Here is a 21,735-nt window from a genome sequence, read left to right as displayed (position 1 = left end):
GACCGCTATCGCGAGCAGGCTCACTCCTACATTTGTTTTGTGGTGTTCATTTAATAATAAGGAACAGGCCATGCGCGCACTGGCTGCACTCAGCCGCTTTGTCGGCAATACCTTCGCTTACTGGGTTCTGCTTTTCGCGGTGATTGCGTTCCTGCAACCGGCGTGGTTCCTCGGCCTGAAAAGCGCGATCGTGCCGCTGCTCGGGCTGGTGATGTTCGGCATGGGCCTGACCCTCAAACTCGACGACTTCGCTGCTGTCGCCCGCCATCCATGGCGCGTAGCGCTGGGCGTGGTTGCACATTTCGTGATCATGCCCGGTGTGGCGTGGTTGCTCTGCCAGATATTTCACCTGCCGCCGGAAATCGCTGTCGGAGTGATTCTGGTCGGTTGCTGCCCGAGCGGCACCTCGTCCAACGTGATGACCTGGCTGGCCCGAGGTGATCTGGCATTGTCGGTGGCCATTGCTGCCGTGACCACCTTCCTCGCCCCGCTGCTGACCCCGGCACTGATCTGGCTGCTGGCTTCGGCGTGGTTGCCGGTGTCGTTCATGGAGCTGTTCTGGTCGATCCTGCAAGTGGTGCTGCTGCCGATCATTCTCGGCGTGGTTGCCCAACGCATGCTCGGTGACAAGGTTCGTCATGCCGTGGACGTGTTGCCGCTGGTATCGGTGGTCAGCATCGTGATCATTGTCACCGCCGTGGTAGCCGCCAGTCAGGCGAAAATCGCCGAATCCGGCCTGTTGATCATGGCCGTGGTGATGCTGCACAACAGCTTCGGTTATCTGCTGGGCTATTTCACTGGGCGTTTGTTCAAGTTGCCGTTGGCCCAGCGTAAATCATTGGCGCTGGAAGTCGGCATGCAGAACTCCGGATTGGGCGCGGCATTGGCCAGTGCGCATTTTTCGCCATTGGCGGCGGTGCCGAGCGCGCTGTTCAGCGTCTGGCACAATATCTCCGGCGCGTTGCTGTCGACGTACTTCCGGCGCATGAGTGAAAAACAAGACCGCGAGGCACTGGCGCAACAGGCGGCCGACTGAGGCGCAAACTTGATCCCCGGGTTAATGCTCGTCACACTATTGCGCAACGCGGGGACGACCCTGCGGCTCGATCGAGTTATTAATCTGGGGACGACCCCGTCTATCGATGGAGGTCTTTCATGTCCTGGATCATTCTGTTTTTCGCCGGCCTGTTTGAAGTCGGCTGGGCCGTCGGCCTGAAATACACCGACGGTTTCACCCGCCCGCTCCCCACCGTTCTGACCGTTGCGGCCATGGCCATCAGCCTTGGCCTGCTCGGCCTTGCGATGAAGGAATTACCGTTGGGCACCGCCTATGCGATCTGGACCGGCGTCGGTGCGGTGGGCACGGTGATTGCCGGAATCATCCTGTTTGGCGAGTCGATGGCGTTGATTCGCCTGGCGAGTGTGGCGTTGATCATTACCGGGCTGATTGGCCTCAAGGTCAGCGCTTAGGCCACTACCGCTTTCGCGAGCAGGCTCGCTCCCACAGTTGATTGTATTCCTCTGACGGAACGCGATCGAATGTGGGAGCGAGCCTGCTCGCGAAGAGGCCCTTAAAATCGCCGGCTATCTGACTGCCCCGCGCAACTCCCCGACCAACACCTGCAACTTCGCCGGCTCAGCAGCATCAACGCCCACTGGCGCTCCTGCCACCAGTGTCACCCGCGACCACAACCGGTGAAAAAACCCTTTGTTCGGATCGCGGCTGAAGAAACTCCCCCACAGCCCTTGCAACGCCAGCGGAATCACCGGCACCGGTGTCTCTTCGAGAATCCGCGTGAGCCCGCCCCGGAACTCATTCATCTCGCCATCCGCCGTCAGCTTGCCTTCCGGGAAAATGCACACCAGCTCACCGTCCTTCAAATAGTGAGCAATTCGCGTGAAGGCCTTTTCGTAAATCTGGATGTCTTCATTCCGTCCGGCAATCGGAATCGCCCCCGCCGTGCGGAAGATAAAGTTCAGCACCGGCAGGTTGTAGATCTTGTAGTACATGACAAAGCGAATCGGCCGACGCACTGCGCCACCAATCAGCAAGGCATCGACAAACGACACGTGGTTGCACACCAGCAGTGCCGCGCCTTCATCCGGAATGGCTTCAAGGTTGCGGTGTTCGACGCGGTACATGGAATGGCTGAGCAGCCAGATCATGAAGCGCATGCTGAACTCGGGGACGATTTTGAAGATGTAGGCGTTGACCCCGATGTTCAGCAGCGACACCACTAGGAACAGTTGCGGGATCGACAGTTTGACCACGCTCAGCAGCACAATCGAGACGATGGCCGAGACCACCATAAACAGTGCGTTGAGAATGTTGTTGGCGGCAATCACCCTTGCCCGCTCGTTCTCGGCGGTGCGCGACTGGATCAAGGCATACAGCGGCACGATGTAGAAACCACCGAAAATGCCGAGACCGAGGATGTCGACCAACACCGCCCAGGTGTGCACGAAGCCCAGCACTTCAATCCAGCTGTGGCCGCTGACGCTGTCGGGAATCCCGCCGGAATGCCACCACAGCAGCAAACCGAATACGGTCAGACCGAACGAACCGAACGGCACCAGACCGATCTCGACCTTGCGCCCGGACAGCTTCTCGCAAAGCATCGAACCCAGCGCAATCCCGACCGAGAACACGGTGAGAATCAGGGTGACCACGGTCTCATCGCCGTGCATCCATTCCTTGGCGTAGGCGGGAATCTGCGTCAGGTAAATCGCCCCGACAAACCAGAACCACGAGTTGCCGACGATCGAGCGCGACACTGCTGGCGTCTGGCCCAGACCGAGTTTCAGCGTGGCCCAGGATTGACTGAAGATATTCCAGTTCAGGCGCATTTCCGGGGAGGATGCCGCCGCGCGCGGGATGCTGCGGCTGGCCAGATAACCCAGCACGGCGATCCCGACGATGGCGCAGGACACCAACGGTGCATAGTGCGAAGAGGACATGATGACCCCGGCACCAATCGTCCCGGCGAGAATCGCCAGAAACGTGCCCATCTCCACCAGGCCGTTGCCGCCCACCAGCTCATCCTCGCGCAAGGCCTGCGGCAGGATCGAATACTTCACCGGCCCGAACAGCGCCGAATGGGTCCCCATGGCGAACAGCGCCACCAGCATCAGCGACAAGTGATCGAAGAGAAAACCGACCGATCCTACGGCCATGATCGCGATTTCCGCGAGCTTGATCAGACGGATCAGCGCGTCCTTGGCGAATTTTTCCCCGAACTGCCCGGCCAGTGCCGAGAACAGGAAAAACGGCAGGATAAACAGCAACGCACACAGGTTGACCCAGATCGAACGGTCACCCTCGATGGTCAGCCGATAAAGAATGGCGAGGATCAGCGACTGCTTGAACACGTTGTCGTTGAACGCGCCGAGCGACTGCGTGATGAAGAACGGCAAGAAGCGCCGGGTGCGCAGCAGGTTGAACTGTGAGGGGTGACTCATCTTCCGTGTTTCCCTGATGTTTAAGGTAGAGAGGCCTGGGTACTGCTTATTGGATTCTCGAACAGCGATCCAGGCCACACCTTACCTAAACTTTTCCGGTTATTTCTTCAAACCTGCGATGCACGGCGAGACAAACAGCTCGCCCCGCCAGGCGCCTTGCACGGTACGTTTGCCGACGATCAGCCACATCAGCGCCAGCAACATCACCAACAGCGTGCCGACGACGCTGAAAAACGTCAGGTTCAGGGTGCTCGCCAGTTTCAGGGTTGCCAGCGAATACACGCCCAACGGGAAGGTGAAGCCCCACCAGCCGAGGTTGAACGGGATGCCGTCACGCAAGTAACGCACGGTGATCAGCAGCGCCATCAGCATCCACCACAGCCCGAAGCCCCACAGGGTAATGCCGGCAATAAGCCCAACACCCGAGGCAATTTCACCGATACCGGGCAGACCGTTCGCCGCGAATATCGCCGGCGCATCACCGCCCAACAGCAACATGCCCAGCGCACCGGTGCCGATCGGGCCGAGGGCCAGCCAGCTCGACGCCGCCATATTTTCGTGGGGCAGTTTGTGCAGGGCCATGCGCAGCAGCAGGATGGTCAGAATGCTGAACGCTACCGGTAGGGAAAAGGCCCAGAGCACGTAGCTTGTCGTCAGTACCACCAATTGTGAGTGGGCATCGGTGAGATGCGGCGCGAGCAAACCACCGCTGGCCGCCGCCACTTCTGCCGCCACGACCGGCAGCAACCAGACGGCGGTCATCTGATCAATGCTGTGTTCCTGACGGGTAAACATCATGTAAGGGATCAACACGCCGCAGGCCAGCGACATGGCCACATCAATCCACCAAAGCACTTCGGCGAGGTGAATCACGCCGTCACCCCAGCGCGGCAGGCCAAACAGCAGAAAGCCGTTGATGATGGTCGCCAGGCCCATGGGAATCGTGCCGAAGAACATCGATACCGTGGAGTGGCCGAAAATCCGCCGGGCCTCGTCGAAGAACAGCATCCAGCGCGCGGCGTAGGCAACGGTAAACAGGCTGAATAACAGAATGTTGAACAACCACAAACCTTCAGCAATGGCGTGCAGGCCTGGAATGGCCAATGGCAGTTGCGCCAACGCCAACGCCAGCACACCAGTGCCCATGGTCGCTGCGAACCAGTTGGGGGTGAACTGGCGGATCACTTCACGCGGGTGCTGAAGCTGGCGGAACGGTTTGATGCCGGGTTTGGCGCTGTTGGGGCAAGTCATCATGGAGTCCTCTCCTCTGGTGAGGTTGAGTCCATGGTAGAACCGAATCGAATATCTATATAACGGGTAATTTCTCTAACTGTTATCTGTTTTACCAATAAGCAGTCAGACGCTGCCTTCGCTCTCGATCACCAGAATCCGCGCTGCACCTTGCGGATGGGCGACATGCTCGGTGCCGACACTCGCATAGAAGATGTCACCGACCTCAAGCTGCACCTGTTTTTCTTCGCCCAGATCGCGGTAATGCATCAGCACTTGACCATCCAGCACCACAAACACTTCCTCGCCGTCGTTGATGTGCCATTTGTACGGCTGATCCGTCCAGTGCAGGCGCGTGGTGATGCCGTTCATGTTGGCGATGTCCAGCGCGCCCCAAGCGCGCTCGGCAGTGAAAGTCTTGCTGCGGATAATCTTCATGGGTCGATCCGTGAGAAGAAGGCTGGGCAAGGCTAACCGAAATAGAGGGGGTTATGGAGCGCGGCACACTTTGGCTGCGGCTGGGCGCAGGCTGAGCAGCAGCGCGCCAATGGCCAACACGATCAACACCACCCCGTAACCATCGGTGGTTGCCAGCAAACCGTAGCTACGCGACAAGTGCCCGGCGAGCAACGCCGGCAGGCAGAACGCCAGATAACTGAGCACGTAATAGGCCGCCATCAATCCTGCCCGCTCATGGGGCAAGGCCAGCGGCACCAGGCTGCGCACGGCGCCGAGGAATCCCGAGCCAAAGCCGCAACCGGCCACCAGCGTGCCGAGGAAAAACAGCGACAGGCTGGCGCTGTGCACGCCCAGCAGAATCAATACCAGACCGATCGGCAGCAGGCTCGCGCCCAACTGCAAGGCCCGGACGGCAGGACGATTGCGCATCGTGAAAATCATCAGCGCACCAGTCACCGTCAGGGCCGCAACGGTGGCGCCGCCGATCAGATTCGAGTCCGAGCCAGTGGCGGTGCGCACCAATGACGGTGCCAGCGATGCATAAAAGCCGCCGAGCGCCCAGGTTGCCGTGTTCAGTGGCAACACGCGCCACAAGGTGGCCCGCGCTTGAGTCGGCACGTGCAGTGTCGGCCGCAACGAGGCCCACGCCCCGGCTTGCGGAGTGACGCTTTCCGGTAAGTGCCAGACATAAAGGCCCTGCAACACAAACAGCGCGAGCAGCAGCCAGTAGGTCAGTTGCAACGGTGCCGGCGCAAACTCCGCCAGCAAACCACAACCCATGCCGCCCAAGGCCATGCCGAGCAACGGCGCGACACTGTTGATCAACGGCCCCTGCTGACGATCGGCGTCGAGCAGGGTCGCGCTTAAAACAGCGGTGGCCATGCCGGTGGCAAATCCTTGCAGAACACGCGCGCTGATCAGCCACGCCACGCTGTCGGCGTAGATAAACAGCAGCATCGCCAACGCGTTGAGCAGCACGGCGGCGAAGATCACCGGTTTGCGTCCCAGGTGATCGGAAAGCGAGCCGACAGTTAATAGCGCCGCCAACAGACTGAGCGCATAAACGCCGAAGATCAGCGTCAGCATGGTTGCCGAGAAGTGCAGCTGATCCTGATACAGGTGATACAGCGGCGTTGGCGCCGTGGATGCTGCGAGAAAACTCAGTAAAGTAATCGCCAGAAACCACAGGCTGGATCGATTGGAAGCAAGGCTGGTCATGGGCACACTCCGCAAAAGCTAATTTTTTGCTTTTGCGGAGTGTGCTACTGCCTTGCGCTTAAAGCAAATTCTTTGTGTTAAGGTCTGCCGCATGGCTATTAAAGAAGGTTTACGCCCCGGCGGCCGCAGTGCCCGGGTGCAAGATGCAATTCATTCGGCAGTCCGTGCGCTCCTGCAAGAACAGGAGCGCTCGAGCGTGACCGTCCCGCAGATCGCCGCGCGGGCAGGCGTTACACCGTCGACGATTTACCGGCGCTGGGGTGACCTGTCGGCATTGTTGGCCGACGTCGCCCTCGCCCGCATGCGTCCGGACAGCGAACCGGCGCAAACCGGCAGCTTGCGCAGTGATATTCGTGCGTGGGCCGAGCAATATCTCGACGAGATGAGTTCGGAGCCTGGGCGCAACATGATGCGCGACGTGCAGGCGAGCGCTACGCCGGGGTATTGCGTGACGATCATTGGCGCGCAGTTGCAGACGATCATCGCGCGACATCCCGATGAGGCGGCGCCGAGTGTTGATCGGTTGATCAATCTGGTGGTTGCGCCGGTGGTGTTCCGGATTCTGTTTTCGGCGGCGGCGCTGGAGGTGGATGAACTGCATCGGCTGATCGATATTGCGCTGCGTCAGGACTGACGCCTTCGCGAGCAGGCTCGCTCCCACAGTGGAATGCATCGCAAATATGGGAGCGAGCCTGCTCGCGAAGGGGCCCACCCGATCACCCCAGAAACCGAGGGGTTCCCCGCCTGCGACACCCCACCACGCCACGACCTTGGTCGACACTGACTAACCGCCCCGCGCATGCGAGACTGTCCGCCCGGGCAGGAGTGCCGGGGAGTCTTTTGTCGGGAGTGTTGCATGTCGCTGTCCACCGGGCTGATCGCCGCCGTCGCCCTGGCCTATATGGCCATCATGTTCGCCATCGCCTTCTACGGCGACCGCCGCAGCGCGCCGTTGCCGCCGCGCGTGCGTGCCTGGGTGTACAGCCTGTCGCTGGCGGTTTATTGCACCAGCTGGACGTTCTTCGGCGCTGTCGGTCAAGCCGCCGAGCAATTGTGGTCATTCCTGCCGATTTACCTCGGGCCGATCCTGCTGCTGGTCGGCGCGCCGTGGGTCCTGCAGAAAATGGTGATGATCAGCAAACAGGAGAACATCACCTCCATCGCTGACTTTATCGCCGCGCGCTACGGCAAATCGCAATCGCTGGCGGTGGTCGTCGCGCTGATCTGTCTGGTCGGCGTCCTCCCCTACATCGCCCTGCAACTCAAAGGCATCGTCCTCGGCGTGAACCTGCTGATCGGCGCCGGTGCCGACGCCATGGGCACCCGCGCCCAGGACACCGCGCTGATCGTGTCGCTGGTGCTGGCGCTGTTCACCATCGTCTTCGGCACACGCAACCTCGACGCCACCGAGCACCACCGTGGCATGGTGTTGGCGATTGCCTTCGAATCGCTGGTCAAACTGTTCGCCTTTCTCGCCGTCGGCGCCTTCGTCACCTATGGCCTTTACGACGGCTTTGATGATCTGTTCAATCAGGCCATGCTCGCCCCGCGTCTTGGGGAATACTGGAAAGAAACCATTAACTGGCCGTCGATGGTGGTGCAGACCGGCGTGGCGATGATGGCGATCATTTGCCTGCCACGGCAGTTCCACGTGACGGTGGTGGAGAACATCGATCCGCAGGATCTGCGGCTGGCCAAATGGGTGTTTCCCGCTTATCTGGCGTTGGCCGCGCTGTTTGTCGTGCCGATCGCGCTCGCTGGTCAGATGCTGTTGCCACGCGATGTACTGCCCGACTCCTTCGTGATCAGCCTGCCACTGGCGCAGGCCCATCCGGCGCTGGCGATGCTGGCGTTTATCGGTGGCGCGTCGGCGGCGACCGGCATGGTGATTGTCGCCAGCGTGGCGTTGTCGACCATGGTGTCCAACGACATGCTGTTGCCGTGGTTGCTGCGGCGCAACAACGCCGAGCGCCCGTTCGAGGTGTTCCGCCAATGGATGCTCTCGGTACGCCGCGTCAGCATCGTGGTGATTCTGTTGCTCGCCTATGTCAGCTACCGCTTGCTCGGCTCGACGGCAAGCCTGGCGACCATCGGGCAGATCGCGTTCGCCGCCGTGACTCAACTGGCGCCCGCCATGCTCGGCGCGCTGTACTGGAAACAGGCCAACCGGCGCGGCGTTTTCGCCGGTTTGGCCGCCGGTACTTTCCTGTGGTTCTACACCTTGATCCTGCCGATCGCCGCGCACAGCCTCGGCTGGTCGTTAAGCAGTTTTCCAGGGCTGGCATGGTTGCACAGCAATCCGCTGAACCTGCCGATTAGCCCGCTGACCCAAGGCGTAGTGCTGTCGCTGGCCGGCAACTTCACCCTGTTCGCTTGGGTTTCGGTGCTGTCGCGTACCCGCGTATCGGAACACTGGCAGGCCGGACGTTTCATCGGTCAGGAGATCAGTGCGCGGCCGAGCGCACGCTCGATGCTGGCGGTGCAAATCGACGACTTGCTGCAATTGGCCGCGCGTTTTGTCGGTGAGGAACGTGCGCGCCAGAGCTTCATTCGCTTCGCCTATCGCCAGGGCAAAGGCTTCAACCCCAACCAGAATGCCGACGGCGAGTGGATCGCCCATACCGAGCGGTTGCTGGCCGGTGTACTCGGCGCTTCGTCGACGCGCGCAGTGGTAAAAGCCGCCATCGAAGGTCGGGAAATGCAGCTGGAGGACGTCGTGCGCATCGCCGACGAAGCCTCCGAGGTGCTGCAGTTCAACCGTGCCTTGCTGCAGGGTGCGATCGAGAACATCACCCAAGGCATCAGCGTGGTCGACCAGTCACTGAAACTGGTGGCCTGGAACCGTCGTTATCTGGAGCTGTTCAACTACCCCGACGGCTTGATCAGCGTCGGTCGGCCGATTGCTGACATCATTCGCTACAACGCCGAGCGCGGCCTGTGCGGCCCCGGCGAAGCGGAAGTCCACGTTGCCCGCCGCTTGCACTGGATGCGTCAGGGCCGCGCGCACACCTCTGAACGGCTGTTCCCCAACGGCCGAGTGATCGAGCTGATCGGCAACCCGATGCCGGGGGGCGGTTTCGTCATGAGTTTCACCGACATCACCGCGTTCCGCGAAGCCGAGCAGGCACTCACCGAAGCCAATGAAGGGCTGGAACAACGGGTCAGCGAACGCACTCAGGAACTGTCGCAACTCAACGTCGCGCTGACCGAGGCGAAGGGCACCGCCGAAGCCGCCAATCAGTCGAAAACCCGCTTTCTCGCGGCGGTCAGCCATGACTTGATGCAACCACTGAACGCCGCTCGGCTGTTCTCCGCCGCCCTCTCCCATCAGGACGATGGCTTGAGCAGCGAGGCGCAGAAACTGGTGCAGCACCTCGACAGCTCACTGCGTTCGGCCGAGGACCTGATCAGCGATCTGCTGGATATTTCTCGCTTGGAAAACGGCAAGATCAACCCCGATCGCAAGGCGTTTGCGGTCAATGAACTGTTTGACACGCTCGGCGCGGAATTCAAGGCACTGGCGCAGGAAAAGGGTTTGAAGTTCCGGGTGCGCGGCAGCCATCTGCGCATCGACAGCGACATCAAATTGCTGCGGCGCATTTTGCAGAACTTCCTGACTAACGCTTTCCGCTACGCCAAAGGCCCGGTGCTGCTGGGCGTGCGGCGGCGCGGCGGCGAATTGTGTCTGGAGGTGTGGGATCGCGGGCCGGGGATTCCGGAAGATAAACAGCAAGTGATTTTCGAAGAGTTCAAACGCCTCGACAGTCATCAGACCCGCGCTGAAAAAGGCCTCGGCCTGGGTTTGGCAATTGCCGATGGTTTGTGCCGGGTGCTCGGTCACACCTTGCGGGTGCGCTCGTGGCCGGGTCGCGGCAGTGTGTTCAGCGTCAGCGTGCCGCTCACTCACTCGCAGGCCCAACCGGCAAGCGCTGCAGCCGAAATGAATGGCAGGTTGCCAAGCGGCGCGCGGGTGCTGTGCATCGACAATGAAGACAGCATTCTGATCGGCATGAACAGCCTGCTCAGTCGCTGGGGATGTCAGGTGTGGACAGCGCGCAATCGCGAAGAATGTGCAGCACTGTTAAATGACGGCGTGCGACCGCAACTGGCGTTGGTCGACTATCACCTTGACCACGGCGATACCGGCACTGAGCTGATGGCGTGGTTGCGCACGAGCCTGGGTGAGCCGGTGCCGGGGGTGGTGATCAGCGCTGACGGGCGACCGGAGATGGTCGCCCAGGTGCATGCGGCGGGGCTGGATTATCTGGCCAAACCGGTGAAGCCGGCGGCGTTGCGGGCGTTGTTGAGTCGGTATTTACCGCTGTAGAAGCAAAAAATCGCAGCCTCCGGCTCCTGCATTGGTATGGCGTACATCCTGTGGGAGCTGCCGGAGGCTGCGATCTTTTGATCTTTATTCAGGGAGTTCGACGAGACCATCGACATCGGTCATCGCCCGCTCCAGCAAATCCGCCGGCAAGCTCTTGCTCGCCCGGGCGCCGAGCAATTTCAGCTGCTCACTGCGACTGACCAGATTACCGCGTCCTTCTGTCAGCTTGTTGCGCGCTGAGCTGTAGGCTTTGTCCAACTGCTGCAGGCGATTGCCGACCTCATCCAGATCCTGAATGAACAGCACGAACTTGTCGTACAGCCACCCGGCGCGCTCGGCGATTTCCCGGGCGTTCTGGCTCTGGCGCTCCTGCTTCCACAGACTGTCAATCACCCGCAACGTCGCCAACAAGGTGGTCGGGCTGACGATGACGATGTTGCGGTCGAAGGCTTCCTGAAACAGCGATGGCTCAGCCTGCAAGGCTGCCGAAAATGCGGCCTCGATCGGCACGAACAGCAAAACGAAATCGAGGCTGTGCAGGCCTTCAAGACGTTTGTAATCCTTGCCGGCCAGGCCTTTGACGTGATTGCGCAACGACAATACATGCTGCTTGATCGCGATCTGCCCGAGGCTGTCGTCGTCGGCTGCAACGTACTGCTGATAGGCGGTGAGACTCACCTTGGAGTCCACCACGACTTGCTTGTCGCCGGGCAGGTAAATGATCACGTCAGGCTGGAAGCGCTCGCCATCCGGGCCTTTGAGGTTGACCTGGGTCTGGTATTCGCGGCCCTTCTCCAGACCGGCGTGTTCGAGCACGCGCTCAAGAATCAGCTCGCCCCAGTTGCCTTGGGTTTTCTGGCCTTTGAGGGCGCGGGTGAGGTTGGTGGCTTCGTCGCTCAGGCGCAGATTGAGCGCCTGCAAGCGTTCCAGTTCCTTGGCCAGGGAGAAGCGCTCGCGGGCCTCGGCCTGATAACTTTCTTCCACCCGTTTTTCGAAGGACTGGATGCGCTCCTTGAGCGGATCAAGCAACTGCCCGAGCCGCTGCTGACTGGTCTCGGCAAAGCGCTGCTCGCGCTCATCGAAGATCTTCCCGGCCAGTTCGGCAAACTGCGCACGCAGTTCATCGCGCGAGCCTTGCAGGTCGTTGAGGCGTTGCTGGTGGCTTTCCTGTTGCTCGCGCAGTTCGGCGTTCAGCGAAGCGGCTTGTGCGTCGAGGCGGCGCAGCTCAGCTTCCTTGTTCGCGCGCTCAAGGTTCCAGGCGTGGGAGGCATCGCGGGCGTCATCACGCTCGATCTGCAGCAGCTCGACTTCCCGGCGCAGCGCTGCCAGATCAGCTTGCTTGGCGGCGTTGGCCTGGCCGAGATCGGCGACTTCATCGCGACTGGCGTCGAGCTGCGCGTTGAGTCCGTCCTGCGCCAGTTGCGCCATGGCCAGCCGCTCTTCGAGCAAGGCGACCTCGGCCTGGCCGTTACTCGCCCGGCGTTGCAGTTGCCAGGCCAGCGCCAGCAGTGGCAATCCCGCCCCTGCAAGCCCCAGCAATACGCTGGTCAAGTCCATCGCCATAGCCACTCCCGCCGATCTTATAAAGCCTGAAGGTTAACCAAGGTGTCAGGTCTTGGACAGCTCAGTCTTCGAGCAGACCGAGTTCCTGTTGCGCACGACGGTCACCGGCACGAGCGGCCTGACGCAGCAGATCCTGACCGATGCGACGATCCCGGGCGTTACCGCACTCACGGCACATCAACTGACCGAGACGGCTTTGCGCAGCCACCACGCCTTCACGCGCCGGTTGTTTGAGCAGGCGCCCTGCGATGTGCTTGGCATTATGACTGTCGCTCAGGCGCGGGCTGTCGAGCAGCCATTCTGCGACGCGAACGGAAAATCGCTTGGGCGGGGTAACAGGAGAAGGTTGTGAGGTAACAGAGTCTGATACTGAGCGAAACTTCATAAAGCACTGTGGGACGAATCGGAAGGCGCGCCACTCTACTCTCTTTTTCTTACAGGTAAAGTCGAAAAACAACCCGGCACGCCCGTCCTAGAGCAAGCGCTCGGGACAATCCACAGAAGCTGTGGATAACTCAGTGGACAACCGCCCTCCAACCGCCGCAAAGCCTTATGGAATGGGGCTCGCAGTCAAACTGACGATTTTTTCACCAACAAAAAAAAGCGATGTTTTTCATTGACTTAAACTTTCGATGCAGGCAGCCAGTGGAGTCAGGATTGGTATGACAGTGCCGTTACAGCTTGCGCAACTAATGTGCACAAGTACCTGTTACCCGGTTATATCGATGCGCTTTTTCGGGTCGTTTTGCTAACCGGTCTGGGGATAAACCGGCCTGGCACGCGGCTTGATGAACAAATCTTCACCGACCGACGGTCAAGCGCTGCGCCAAATGCGGGCAATTCTGCGCCCCCCAAAGCAGACTCAATCGGCCTCTGCAATGTTTTTCTACTCGAAGTTTGCTTTACCCGTTTCGATCCGTTAGTATCCGCGGCGTTAGTACCAAGCTGAAAGTCAATTCCGGTCGAACACATCCCCACGGTCTGCCTTCTTCCAAGAAGCCCTACCGAAAAAAGCGGGAACGACCCCTCGATGGTTTCCAGGTAAATCTTGCGACAACACAGCCTTCCAATGACGTGAAGGGTGTTGCGAAGAACACTTACTCTGACCGAACCAACCTGCAAATTGATCAGGATCTTCACCCCGGGCCCAGAACCTTTGCCCTCGTTGTGATGCCTGCCCTCCTAAGTACCTACCTGCCAGCCCAAGCGCGCCAACTTAATAGCGCTTCAAACTGGCTGCTTTGTTCCAGTCGGGTTCTTCGTTCGACCAATGGTGGTCGACGTTACTGGAACGTTTTAACGTTGCACGGTTCTTATCCGTGTCATTTGTAGGAACACCTAATAACTATGTCTACTCAAATCCATACTCAGGATGCCATTCGCACCCTAACCAACGCTTTTGCACCAATGAACTGCCTGATCATGGCCGCTCGCAAAGGCTGCTTCAGCTTCACACTGGTCAACGAACACGGTATCGCCCGCCACAGCGAGCGTCTGTACCCCGATCAGTACTCCAGCGCTGAACCGCTGCAGGCCGTGATCGATCGTACCCGTCAGGCACTGGTTGCCTGAGAGCCGAAAAGGCTGCAAAAGCAAAAGCCCCGCACACAATGCGGGGCTTTTTATTGCCTGATGTTTCGCTTTTACCCCTCAGCGGCTAAGCACCATCGGATATAACGGATATTCCCCGCAGCGGGAAATATTTTAAAAACAGTCCTTTACGTCGTGAATATGACACTACACTTCAACTCAAGCGGCATGATCCGCTTGCGGCGAGCCTGAACCGATCCATAGCTGCCAAGCCCCCCTTCAGGACTCGCCATTAATAACAAGAACCGAGGGTTTTATGGGTATCGCTGCCAGCGAACTGTGCCGCTACGTGATCCGTCCTACGCTGATTTATCTGGGACGCCACAGCGCGACCGCCGAATCTCTCCTGCTGGGCATCGCCGCCAGCCAGTCTGCCCTGGGTTCCGCCCTGCATGACCGCCGTGGCCACGGTCTCTACCGTATCGCCGAGCATCGCCACCAGGCACTTTGGGATGATTATCTGGCGCTCGATCCGGAACGTGCCAGCCTGGTTCGCGGCCTCGCCAGTCAGCATGCTTTTCTGACCGGCCCGCACCTGGAACTGACGGTCAATCTGCGCTACGCCACAGCCATTGCCTGGTTGCTGGTAGAAGAACAAAACCCCACCCTCCCCGACTCCAACGATTTGCTGGGAATGGCGCGTATCTGGCGTCAGACCTTTCAACCCCAAGGTCGTCTGCGTGACTTTACTTACGCCTGGCACACCTGTGTTTCAACGGTGAATCAGATCGCTTGCTGATCCGTCCGGTTTCAGAAGATCGGCCAACAGGTCGCGAATCTGGTCGGATTGTCCTACAAAACCGCTCTAACTCAAGGCATACGGACTATAGCGCTGGGACGAAAATGTTGGTAATTTTCGCCCCGGTGATCATCAGGAGTTCTAATAATGAAAAAAGTCATGCTCAAAACCACCCTTAGCCTCGCCGTTACCATGGCATCCACCCAGATCTTCGCAGCTGGCTTTGCCATCAACGAACACAGTATCAGCGGGATGGGCACCGGTTACGCTGGACGATCTTCTTCTGCCGACGACGCAAGCACTGTTTATGGCAACCCTGCCGGCATGTCGCGCCTCAAGCGCGAACAAGTCACTGGCGGTGTTGCATTCCTCGATGCAAAAACCGATATCAGCGACGCCAGCTCCAGCCCTAACCGTGGCAGCAACAAAGGCGACATGGTGCCCTTCACCTCCGTACCTATGGGCTTCTACGTCAAACCGATCGATGATCACTGGGCATTCGGCCTCGGCGTCTACGTGCCGTTCGGCCTGATTACCGACTATGAAAACAACTTTGCCGGCCGCTACTTCGGCAGCAAGTCCGAAGTACAAGTCATCACTTTCCAGCCAACTGTCAGCTACGCCTTCAACGACAAGGTGTCGATCGGTTTCGGTCCGACCATCAACCGCATCGACGGCACGCTGGAATCCAACCTGTCGATCTCTCCGGCGTTCCCGGACGGCAAGGTCAAGATCAAGGGTGACGACACCGCGCTGGGCTACAACATCGGTGTGCTGGTACAAGCCACTGACACCACGCGTCTGGGTCTGACTTACCACTCGAAAGTCGACTACAAGCTCGAAGGCAACACCAAGGTCAACTACGGTGTGCTCGGTGCGATCGGTCTGGGCGCCAACCAGAAGTACGATGCTTCGCTGAAGATCACCACGCCTGAATCCATCGACTTCTCGGTCACCCAGGCGATCAACGATCGCTGGAACGTGTATGCCGGTTCGACCTGGACCCGCTGGAGCCAGCTGGAAAAAATCACCGTCAAGAACTCTGGTGTGCAGCCTTTGCTCGCCGGTCAGTTCGGTGAGATCACCGAAGACCAGAACTGGCACGACTCCTGGGCGTACGCCGTGGGTACTTCGTATCAGTTGAACAAGGAATGGGTACTGCGTACCGGTCTGACCTTCGACCAGTCGCCGACCAACAACGTCGACCGTTCGCCACGCATCCCGACCGGCGACCGGACCATCTTCAGCATCGGTGCCGGCTGGAGCCCGACTGAAGACCTGACCATCGACGTTGCCTACTCGTACCTGAAGGAAGAGTCGGTGAAGATCCGCAACGAAAACGATCGTGGTCAGACCTACGACGCCAAGTATGAAAACTCGGCAAACGGTTTCGGTGTCGGCGCGACCTACCGCTTCTGATGCTGCACGGCGAGGCTAACCCTCGCCGACAAAAAAGCCCCGCTCTCTTTGCAGAAAGCGGGGCTTTTTATTGCCTTGAGTTTACTCACCACCACAACACACTTCCCAGGCTCGCTCCCACAAAAAACAGCGCTAAGGTTTCAGCGGTTTCGAGGCGATAGCCTTCTCGATCGCAGCAATAAACTCCGGATCATCCGGCTTGGTCAGACTGGAAAAATTGGCGATCACCTTGCCTTGGCGATCAACCACATATTTATAGAAATTCCATTTCGGCGCGCTGCTCTGTGCCGCCAATATCTGGAACAGATGCGTAGCGTCATCACCACGAACCTTTTGTGGCTCGGTCATATTGAACGTCACGCCATAGTTGGCGTAGCAGACCTTGGCAGTCTCGGCGCTGTCCTTGGACTCCTGTTTGAAGTCGTTGGAAGGCACCCCGAGCATTTGCAAACCTTGCCCTTCGTAGCGCTTATGCAGCGCCTCAAGACCTTCGAACTGCGGCGCAAAACCGCAGAAACTGGCAGTGTTGACCACCACCAGCGGCTTGTCGGCGTATTGCTGGCACAGATCAATGGATTCCTTGGCTCGCAACTTGGGTAGCGAGCCTTGCAGCAATTCGGGACAGTCGGCAGCCTGGGCCAGACCAGTCAACGCCATCAGCAACGCGGGAACAGCACACCAGCGCATCAGCATGTCGAGCATCCTTGAGCAGTCGTTCAGGATTCGACGTTACTCGTCATGCCCGCTTCTAGCAAATGCTCATGCCCAACTGCATCAAGGCCAGACCGCCCTGCTGCCAGCCCCACCACACCAGCGCCAGCACAGCGGCGCCGAGTGCCGTGATGGCCAATCGTCGCCAGAATCGGCTCATGCAGCGCTCGCTGCGGCTTGCAGGCGTGCGACCGGACGCTCACGCACCGGCCAGTTCAGCGCGGCTGCCAGCAGGCTCAGCAGAACCGCCACTTGCCAGATCAAGTCATAACTCCCGGTTCGGTCATACACCACCCCGCCCAGCCAGCCGCCAAGGAACGATCCCAACTGATGGAAGAGGAACACGATGCCACCGAGCATGGACAGGTTTCGCACCCCGAACAAGGTCGCCACCGTACCGTTGGTCAACGGCACCGTCGACAGCCACAGGAAACCCATGGCCATGCCAAACAGGTACGCCGACGTGGTCGTCACCGGCAGCCACAGGAACAACACGATCACCACTGCGCGCAGCAGATACAACGCGGTGAGCAAGCGCGGCTTGGACATGCGTCCGCCGAGCCAGCCGGCGGTGTAGGTGCCGAAGATATTGAACAGCCCGATCAACGCCAGCACCGTGGTGCCGACACTGGCCGGCAGATGCTGATCGACCAGATAGGCCGGCAAGTGCACACCAATGAACACCACCTGAAAACCGCAAACGAAAAAACCAAACGCCAGCAGCCAGAACCCGGAATGCGAGCAAGCTTCGCGCAACGCTTCGGACAGGGTTTGTTCATGGCCGAGCACCGGCAACGGCTTGTCCTTGAGCATGCTCACCAGCGGCACGATCAGCGCCACCAGCAAGCCCAATACCAACAACGCCGCCGACCAGCCGAGCCAGCCAATCAAGCCGAGGGTACCCGGCAACATGGCGAACTGGCCGAAAGAACCGGCGGCGCTGGCGATACCCATGCCCATGCTGCGTTTTTCCGGCGGCACCGCGCGGCCGACGACGCCGAGGATCACCGAGAACGAGGTGCCGGACAGACCAATGCCGATCAGCAGGCCGGCGCTCAGTGATAGCGTTACCGCCGAATCAGACAGGCCCATGCACACCAGACCCACCGCGTAGAGCACCCCACCGACGAGCACCACTTTTGCCGCGCCGAAGCGGTCAGCCAATGCACCGGTAAACGGTTGCGCCAGGCCCCAGATCAAATTCTGCAAGGCAATGGCGAAGGCGAACACCTCTCTCCCCCAGCCGAACTGAGCGCTCATCGGTGACAGAAACAACCCGAAGCCGTGCCGCACGCCCAATGACAACGCCAGGATCAGCGCACTCCCCAGCAACACCCAACCGCACGTACGCCACATCGATGTCATTGTTATTCTCCGCTTGCGGGTATATACCCGCTTGAGTTTGGAAAAACCGGCCTCAGGCCAGTTCATCCAGCAATCTGAGCAAGGTTTCACGCTTCTCGGCGCCCAGTCGGTCGATCAACCGCTGCTGCGCTGCTTCCCAGGCCGGCAGTGCCGCTGCCAGGCGTTGCACGCCGGTCTCGGTGAGTTTGACGATGCGGTTGCGCATGTCCTCGCCTTCGGCCAGCGCCACCAGCCCCTCACCTTCCAGCACCCGCAGATTGCGCCCGAGGGTGCTGCGATCCAGGCCCATCGCCTCGGCGAGTTCGGAAATGCTCGGTTGATCCAGACGCTGCAGATTGCACAGCAAAGAATACTGGGCAACGTTGATCCCGAAGCCGTCGAGAGCGCCGTCGTAATGCCTGCTGACGCCACGAGCGGCGCGACGCAGGTTGGTGCACAAACACTGAGAAGGAAGCATGATGCGTGTATATACCCGCGACTATGTTAAATCAAGTTACAGATGAGTTTACCCATAACATTTGTGCTGCCTGACAAACCGCCTTCGCGAGCAGGCTCACTCCGACATTTGCAATGCGATCCCCTGTGGGAGCGAGCCTGCTCGCGAAGAGGCCAGCACAGACAATCCAAAACTGTCAGATCAAAACCAATCCAACCAACACCACCATCTCCAGCAATTCCAGCAACGCCCCCGCCGTATCGCCCGTCGTCCCGCCCAACCGCCGCATCATCACTTGCCGCAGCCAGACAAACACAACGACCGAAATCACCAACGCAACAACGGCGCCAAACCCGGCGATCAACACGCAGCCCAGCGCACTCAAGCCCAGTACCCGCCACCCGGCCTTGCGCGGCAAATGATCCGCCAACGCCTGCCCCAACCCACCCGCACGTACATACGGCGTCGTCAGAAACAACCCCAACAGCGCCGCCCGCCCGAGCAGCGGCACAATGATCAACACCAGCCCATGCCCTTGCTCGATCAGCGCCAGCAGTGCAGCAAACTTGAGCAGCAACACCAGCACCAGCGTCACTACCGCAATCGGCCCGCTGCGCGGGTCTTTCATGATCGTCAACGTACGCTCGCGATCACCAAAACCACCGAGCCAGGCATCAGCGCTGTCGGCCAGACCATCCAGGTGAAGTGCGCCGCTGAGCAGTACCCAAACCGTCAGCAGCAACGCCGCATGCAGCAGCAACGGCGCGCCGCTCAAGGCAAGATTCAGCACCCACAGGATCAGCCCGAACAACAGCCCCACCAGCGGATAAAACAGCAACGATCGCCCAAGCTGTTCCGGCTCGGGCATCCCCGACAGGCGAATCGGCAGGCTGCTGAGAAATTGCAGGGCGATCCACAGCGGCAACATGTCAGTGACCTTCCTTGAGTGAACCGTCAACCTCGACCGTCAGCGCAAACATTGCGCCATGCCCGACCTCGACATTGAGCAGTTGTTCGCGTGGCAACCCTCGCGCTTGCGCCAACAGCAGACGCATCACGCCGCCATGACTGATCAGCAAAATCCGCTTCCCGGCGTATGCAGTGTGCAGGTGCGCAACCGCTGCCAACACCCGAGCCGCAAACGCGCTGACCGGCTCACCTTGCGGTGGCGTAAAGGAATACGGATCAGCCCAGAACAGCCCTAAGGCCTCGGCGTCCGTTTCCATCAACGCCGCTGCGCTCTGCCCTTCCCATGCGCCGAAATGCAGCTCCTGCAGATCCTCGTCCAGCTGCACCGGAAGACTCAGCTGTTCGCCCAGCTCGGCGGCGAAGCGCGCACAACGCTGCAACGGCGAACTGACAATCCGCTGCCACGGCCCGCCTTCGACTACCGCCGCACGCATCTGCGCCCAACCCTGTTCGGTCAGCGCATCGTCGAGGCTGCCGCGCAAACCACCGCCGAGTTCAGTTTCACCATGACGCAACAGATCCAGTTGCAGCGTCATGCCGGACGATCCGCCACCGCCGCTTCGGCGAACGTCGCCATCTGCCCGTGCAGATCGCAGGCAAGACGCAACAGCGGCACCGCCAACGCGGCGCCACTGCCCTCACCCAGACGCAGACCGAGTTCCAGCAACGGCTCAGCTTTCAGCGTTTCCAGCACATGGCGATGACCCGGCTCGGCGCCCCGGTGACCGAACAATAACCACTCGCGGCAGTCCGGATTCAAGCGCACCGCAACCAGCGCAGCGACCGTGCAGATAAAGCCGTCGACCAATACTGCAACGCCTTCTTGAGCCGCCGCCAGATACGCGCCGACCAGCGCCGCGATTTCAAAACCACCAAGATTGAACAGGGTCTGCAAGGCATCGCCACGTTGCGCGGCGTGCAACGCCAATGCGCGCTCGATTACTTGCGCTTTATGGCTGACACCTTCGGCATTCAGCCCGGTGCCGGGACCGGTCAGATGTGCCACCGGGCAATCGAGCAAGGCACAGGCCAAGGCGCTGGCGGCGGTGGTGTTGCCGATGCCCATTTCGCCACCGATGAACAACTGTGCGCCTGCGGTTTTCGCCCGCAGCAGACTGTCGCGACCGGCCTGCAACGCCAGCTCGCCTTGAGCCTGAGTCATCGCCGCGCCCCGCACGAAGTTGGCCGTGCCCGGGCCGATATTCAAGTGGCGCACACCCGCCAGGTTCAGCGCTGGATTCACCGTGCCCAGATCAACCACTTCCAGCTGCGCACCGAGCTGCTGCGCCAACACACTGATCGCCGCACCGCCGCTGACAAAGTTGAGCAACATCTGCCCGGTGACTTCCTGCGGGAACGCCGAAACACCTTCAGCGACCACGCCGTGATCACCGGCAAAAATCGCGATCCACACTTGCGAGAGCGTCGGTTTGACCTGGCCTTGCAGACCGGCCAGTTGCACCGCAACCGATTCCAGACGCCCCAGCGAACCTGTCGGTTTGGTCAGTTGCTGTTGCCGCGCCGTCGCTTGTTCAAAGACGTTCAGATCGACCGGTTTGCACGGGTTCAGCCACCAGGTTTGAGTCATAACGCAGGTCCTTTCAGAGTCAGGGGCAGGCCGGCGACGGTCAGGACAACACGCTGACAGCGCTCAGCCAGAGCTTGATGCAGCCAACCGGCTTCATCGACGTAGCGGCGAGTCAATTCGCCCAGCGGCACGACACCCATTCCGGTCTCGTTGCTGACAAAAATGATTTCCCCCGGCAGCAAGGCCAGGCATTCGAGCAGGGCTTCGCGCTCAGCGGCGAGACGTTCGGCGTCATCGAGCATCAGCAGATTGGTCAGCCACAGGGTCAGGCAATCGACCAACAGGCAACGCTCGGCGCTGGCGGATTCGCGCAGGACGCGACCCAATTCGAGCGGCTCTTCGATCAGCGCCCATTCGACGGGACGGCGCGCGCGGTGGTGGGCGACGCGGTCGCTCATCTCGCCATCGAGGGGCTGGCTGGTGGCGATATAGGTCACCGCCAGGCCGCTATCGCTGGCGAGTTTTTCGGCCAGACGACTTTTGCCGGAGCGGGCGCCGCCGAGGATCAGTTGGAGCATGGTTTTATCCACAGAATTATGGGTTGAGGCAACTGGCCCCTTCGCGAGCAAGCTCGCTCCCACAGGGTTATGAGTTGTACTCAAAATGTATGGTTAACCGCATTCACTGTGGGAGCGAGCTTGCTCGCGAAGAGGCCAGCACAA

The 21,735-nt window shown here is 60.0% G+C and carries 21 protein-coding genes; 7 read left to right on the top strand and 14 right to left on the bottom strand.

Annotated elements, in window-relative coordinates; all coding sequences use genetic code 11:
- Positions 1-70: 70 nt before the first annotated feature.
- On the top strand, positions 71-1,036 hold the full coding sequence (locus tag CLU80_RS22320) for a bile acid:sodium symporter family protein (protein ID WP_099758410.1): 966 nt from the start codon (positions 71-73) through the stop codon (positions 1,034-1,036).
- Between the two features lie 119 nt (positions 1,037-1,155).
- Complete coding sequence (sugE, locus tag CLU80_RS22315) at positions 1,156-1,470, top strand: quaternary ammonium compound efflux SMR transporter SugE (RefSeq protein ID WP_003223093.1); 315 nt, start codon at positions 1,156-1,158, stop codon at positions 1,468-1,470.
- 114 nt (positions 1,471-1,584) lie between these two features.
- Here the strand turns inward: sugE and CLU80_RS22310 are convergent, their stop codons facing one another.
- The 4 genes from CLU80_RS22310 to CLU80_RS22295 form a co-directional block, all read right to left on the bottom strand.
- Positions 1,585-3,459 carry an MFS transporter gene (locus CLU80_RS22310; protein WP_099758409.1) on the bottom strand — a complete coding sequence of 625 codons (1,875 nt, stop codon included), beginning with the start codon at positions 3,457-3,459 and terminating at the stop codon, positions 1,585-1,587.
- Positions 3,460-3,558: 99 nt separating this feature from the next.
- Complete coding sequence (locus CLU80_RS22305; protein WP_099759396.1) at positions 3,559-4,710, bottom strand: TDT family transporter; 1,152 nt, start codon at positions 4,708-4,710, stop codon at positions 3,559-3,561.
- Between the two features lie 105 nt (positions 4,711-4,815).
- Positions 4,816-5,127 (bottom strand): cupin domain-containing protein, encoded by a 312-nt coding sequence (locus CLU80_RS22300; protein WP_095051094.1) that lies wholly within the window; start codon positions 5,125-5,127, stop codon positions 4,816-4,818.
- 51 nt (positions 5,128-5,178) lie between these two features.
- Positions 5,179-6,366, bottom strand: a complete 1,188-nt coding sequence (locus tag CLU80_RS22295) for an MFS transporter (RefSeq protein WP_099758408.1) — start codon at positions 6,364-6,366, stop codon at positions 5,179-5,181.
- Positions 6,367-6,457: 91 nt separating this feature from the next.
- Here CLU80_RS22295 and CLU80_RS22290 point away from each other — a divergent pair, with 91 nt between their 5' ends.
- Positions 6,458-7,000: a TetR/AcrR family transcriptional regulator gene (locus CLU80_RS22290; protein ID WP_095119972.1), complete on the top strand. Its 543-nt coding sequence runs from the start codon at positions 6,458-6,460 to the stop codon at positions 6,998-7,000.
- Positions 7,001-7,222: 222 nt separating this feature from the next.
- Entirely contained in the window at positions 7,223-10,693 is a 3,471-nt protein-coding gene (locus CLU80_RS22285; RefSeq protein WP_099758407.1) for a hybrid sensor histidine kinase/response regulator, read from the top strand.
- Between the two features lie 84 nt (positions 10,694-10,777).
- On the opposite strand, the gene CLU80_RS22280 is transcribed toward CLU80_RS22285, so the two are convergent.
- Together CLU80_RS22280 and CLU80_RS22275 are read right to left on the bottom strand one after the other, a co-directional pair.
- On the bottom strand, positions 10,778-12,142 hold the full coding sequence (locus CLU80_RS22280; protein WP_163013634.1) for a DNA recombination protein RmuC: 1,365 nt from the start codon (positions 12,140-12,142) through the stop codon (positions 10,778-10,780).
- Between the two features lie 175 nt (positions 12,143-12,317).
- Complete coding sequence (locus tag CLU80_RS22275) at positions 12,318-12,641, bottom strand: SEL1-like repeat protein (RefSeq protein WP_093440078.1); 324 nt, start codon at positions 12,639-12,641, stop codon at positions 12,318-12,320.
- A gap of 962 nt (positions 12,642-13,603) precedes the next feature.
- Here CLU80_RS22275 and CLU80_RS22265 point away from each other — a divergent pair.
- From CLU80_RS22265 to CLU80_RS22255, 3 genes are all read left to right on the top strand, one after another.
- On the top strand, positions 13,604-13,828 hold the full coding sequence (locus tag CLU80_RS22265; protein ID WP_003214941.1) for a hypothetical protein: 225 nt from the start codon (positions 13,604-13,606) through the stop codon (positions 13,826-13,828).
- A 274-nt stretch (positions 13,829-14,102) separates the two neighbouring features.
- Positions 14,103-14,585, top strand: a complete 483-nt coding sequence (locus CLU80_RS22260) for a hypothetical protein (RefSeq protein ID WP_093440074.1) — start codon at positions 14,103-14,105, stop codon at positions 14,583-14,585.
- A gap of 147 nt (positions 14,586-14,732) precedes the next feature.
- The gene (locus CLU80_RS22255) at positions 14,733-16,004 is read left to right on the top strand and encodes an OmpP1/FadL family transporter (protein WP_093440070.1); all 1,272 of its coding nucleotides are present in this window, start codon (positions 14,733-14,735) and stop codon (positions 16,002-16,004) included.
- 132 nt (positions 16,005-16,136) lie between these two features.
- On the opposite strand, the gene CLU80_RS22250 is transcribed toward CLU80_RS22255, so the two are convergent.
- The 8 genes from CLU80_RS22250 to cobU all read right to left on the bottom strand — a co-directional run bounded on the left by CLU80_RS22250 (position 16,137) and on the right by cobU (position 21,591).
- Entirely contained in the window at positions 16,137-16,697 is a 561-nt protein-coding gene (locus CLU80_RS22250; RefSeq protein WP_093440065.1) for a glutathione peroxidase, read from the bottom strand.
- A gap of 55 nt (positions 16,698-16,752) precedes the next feature.
- Positions 16,753-16,875 (bottom strand): hypothetical protein, encoded by a 123-nt coding sequence (locus CLU80_RS30325; protein WP_256573964.1) that lies wholly within the window; start codon positions 16,873-16,875, stop codon positions 16,753-16,755.
- Positions 16,872-18,080 (bottom strand): MFS transporter, encoded by a 1,209-nt coding sequence (locus tag CLU80_RS22245; protein ID WP_093440060.1) that lies wholly within the window; start codon positions 18,078-18,080, stop codon positions 16,872-16,874. The genes CLU80_RS30325 and CLU80_RS22245 overlap by 4 nt, the downstream gene beginning before the upstream one ends.
- Before the next feature lie 52 nt (positions 18,081-18,132).
- Positions 18,133-18,537, bottom strand: coding sequence for a MarR family winged helix-turn-helix transcriptional regulator (locus tag CLU80_RS22240; protein WP_007919794.1), 405 nt, complete (start codon positions 18,535-18,537; stop codon positions 18,133-18,135).
- 175 nt (positions 18,538-18,712) lie between these two features.
- Entirely contained in the window at positions 18,713-19,444 is a 732-nt protein-coding gene (locus tag CLU80_RS22235; protein WP_099758406.1) for an adenosylcobinamide-GDP ribazoletransferase, read from the bottom strand.
- A gap of 1 nt (position 19,445) precedes the next feature.
- Positions 19,446-20,021 (bottom strand): alpha-ribazole phosphatase family protein, encoded by a 576-nt coding sequence (cobC, locus tag CLU80_RS22230; protein WP_099758405.1) that lies wholly within the window; start codon positions 20,019-20,021, stop codon positions 19,446-19,448.
- Positions 20,018-21,073, bottom strand: coding sequence for a nicotinate-nucleotide--dimethylbenzimidazole phosphoribosyltransferase (gene cobT / locus CLU80_RS22225; RefSeq protein WP_099758404.1), 1,056 nt, complete (start codon positions 21,071-21,073; stop codon positions 20,018-20,020). Before cobT ends, cobC begins: the two co-directional genes overlap by 4 nt.
- Complete coding sequence (gene cobU, locus CLU80_RS22220) at positions 21,070-21,591, bottom strand: bifunctional adenosylcobinamide kinase/adenosylcobinamide-phosphate guanylyltransferase (RefSeq protein ID WP_099758403.1); 522 nt, start codon at positions 21,589-21,591, stop codon at positions 21,070-21,072. The genes cobT and cobU overlap by 4 nt, the downstream gene beginning before the upstream one ends.
- Between the last annotated feature and the right edge of the window lie 144 nt (positions 21,592-21,735).

It is taken from the genome of Pseudomonas sp. 29 (genome assembly GCF_002754355.1).
Taxonomy (GTDB): domain Bacteria; phylum Pseudomonadota; class Gammaproteobacteria; order Pseudomonadales; family Pseudomonadaceae; genus Aquipseudomonas; species Aquipseudomonas neuropathica.
The sequence above is the reverse complement of the archived record's forward strand: the minus strand, read 5'-3'. Positions and strand labels throughout refer to the sequence as shown.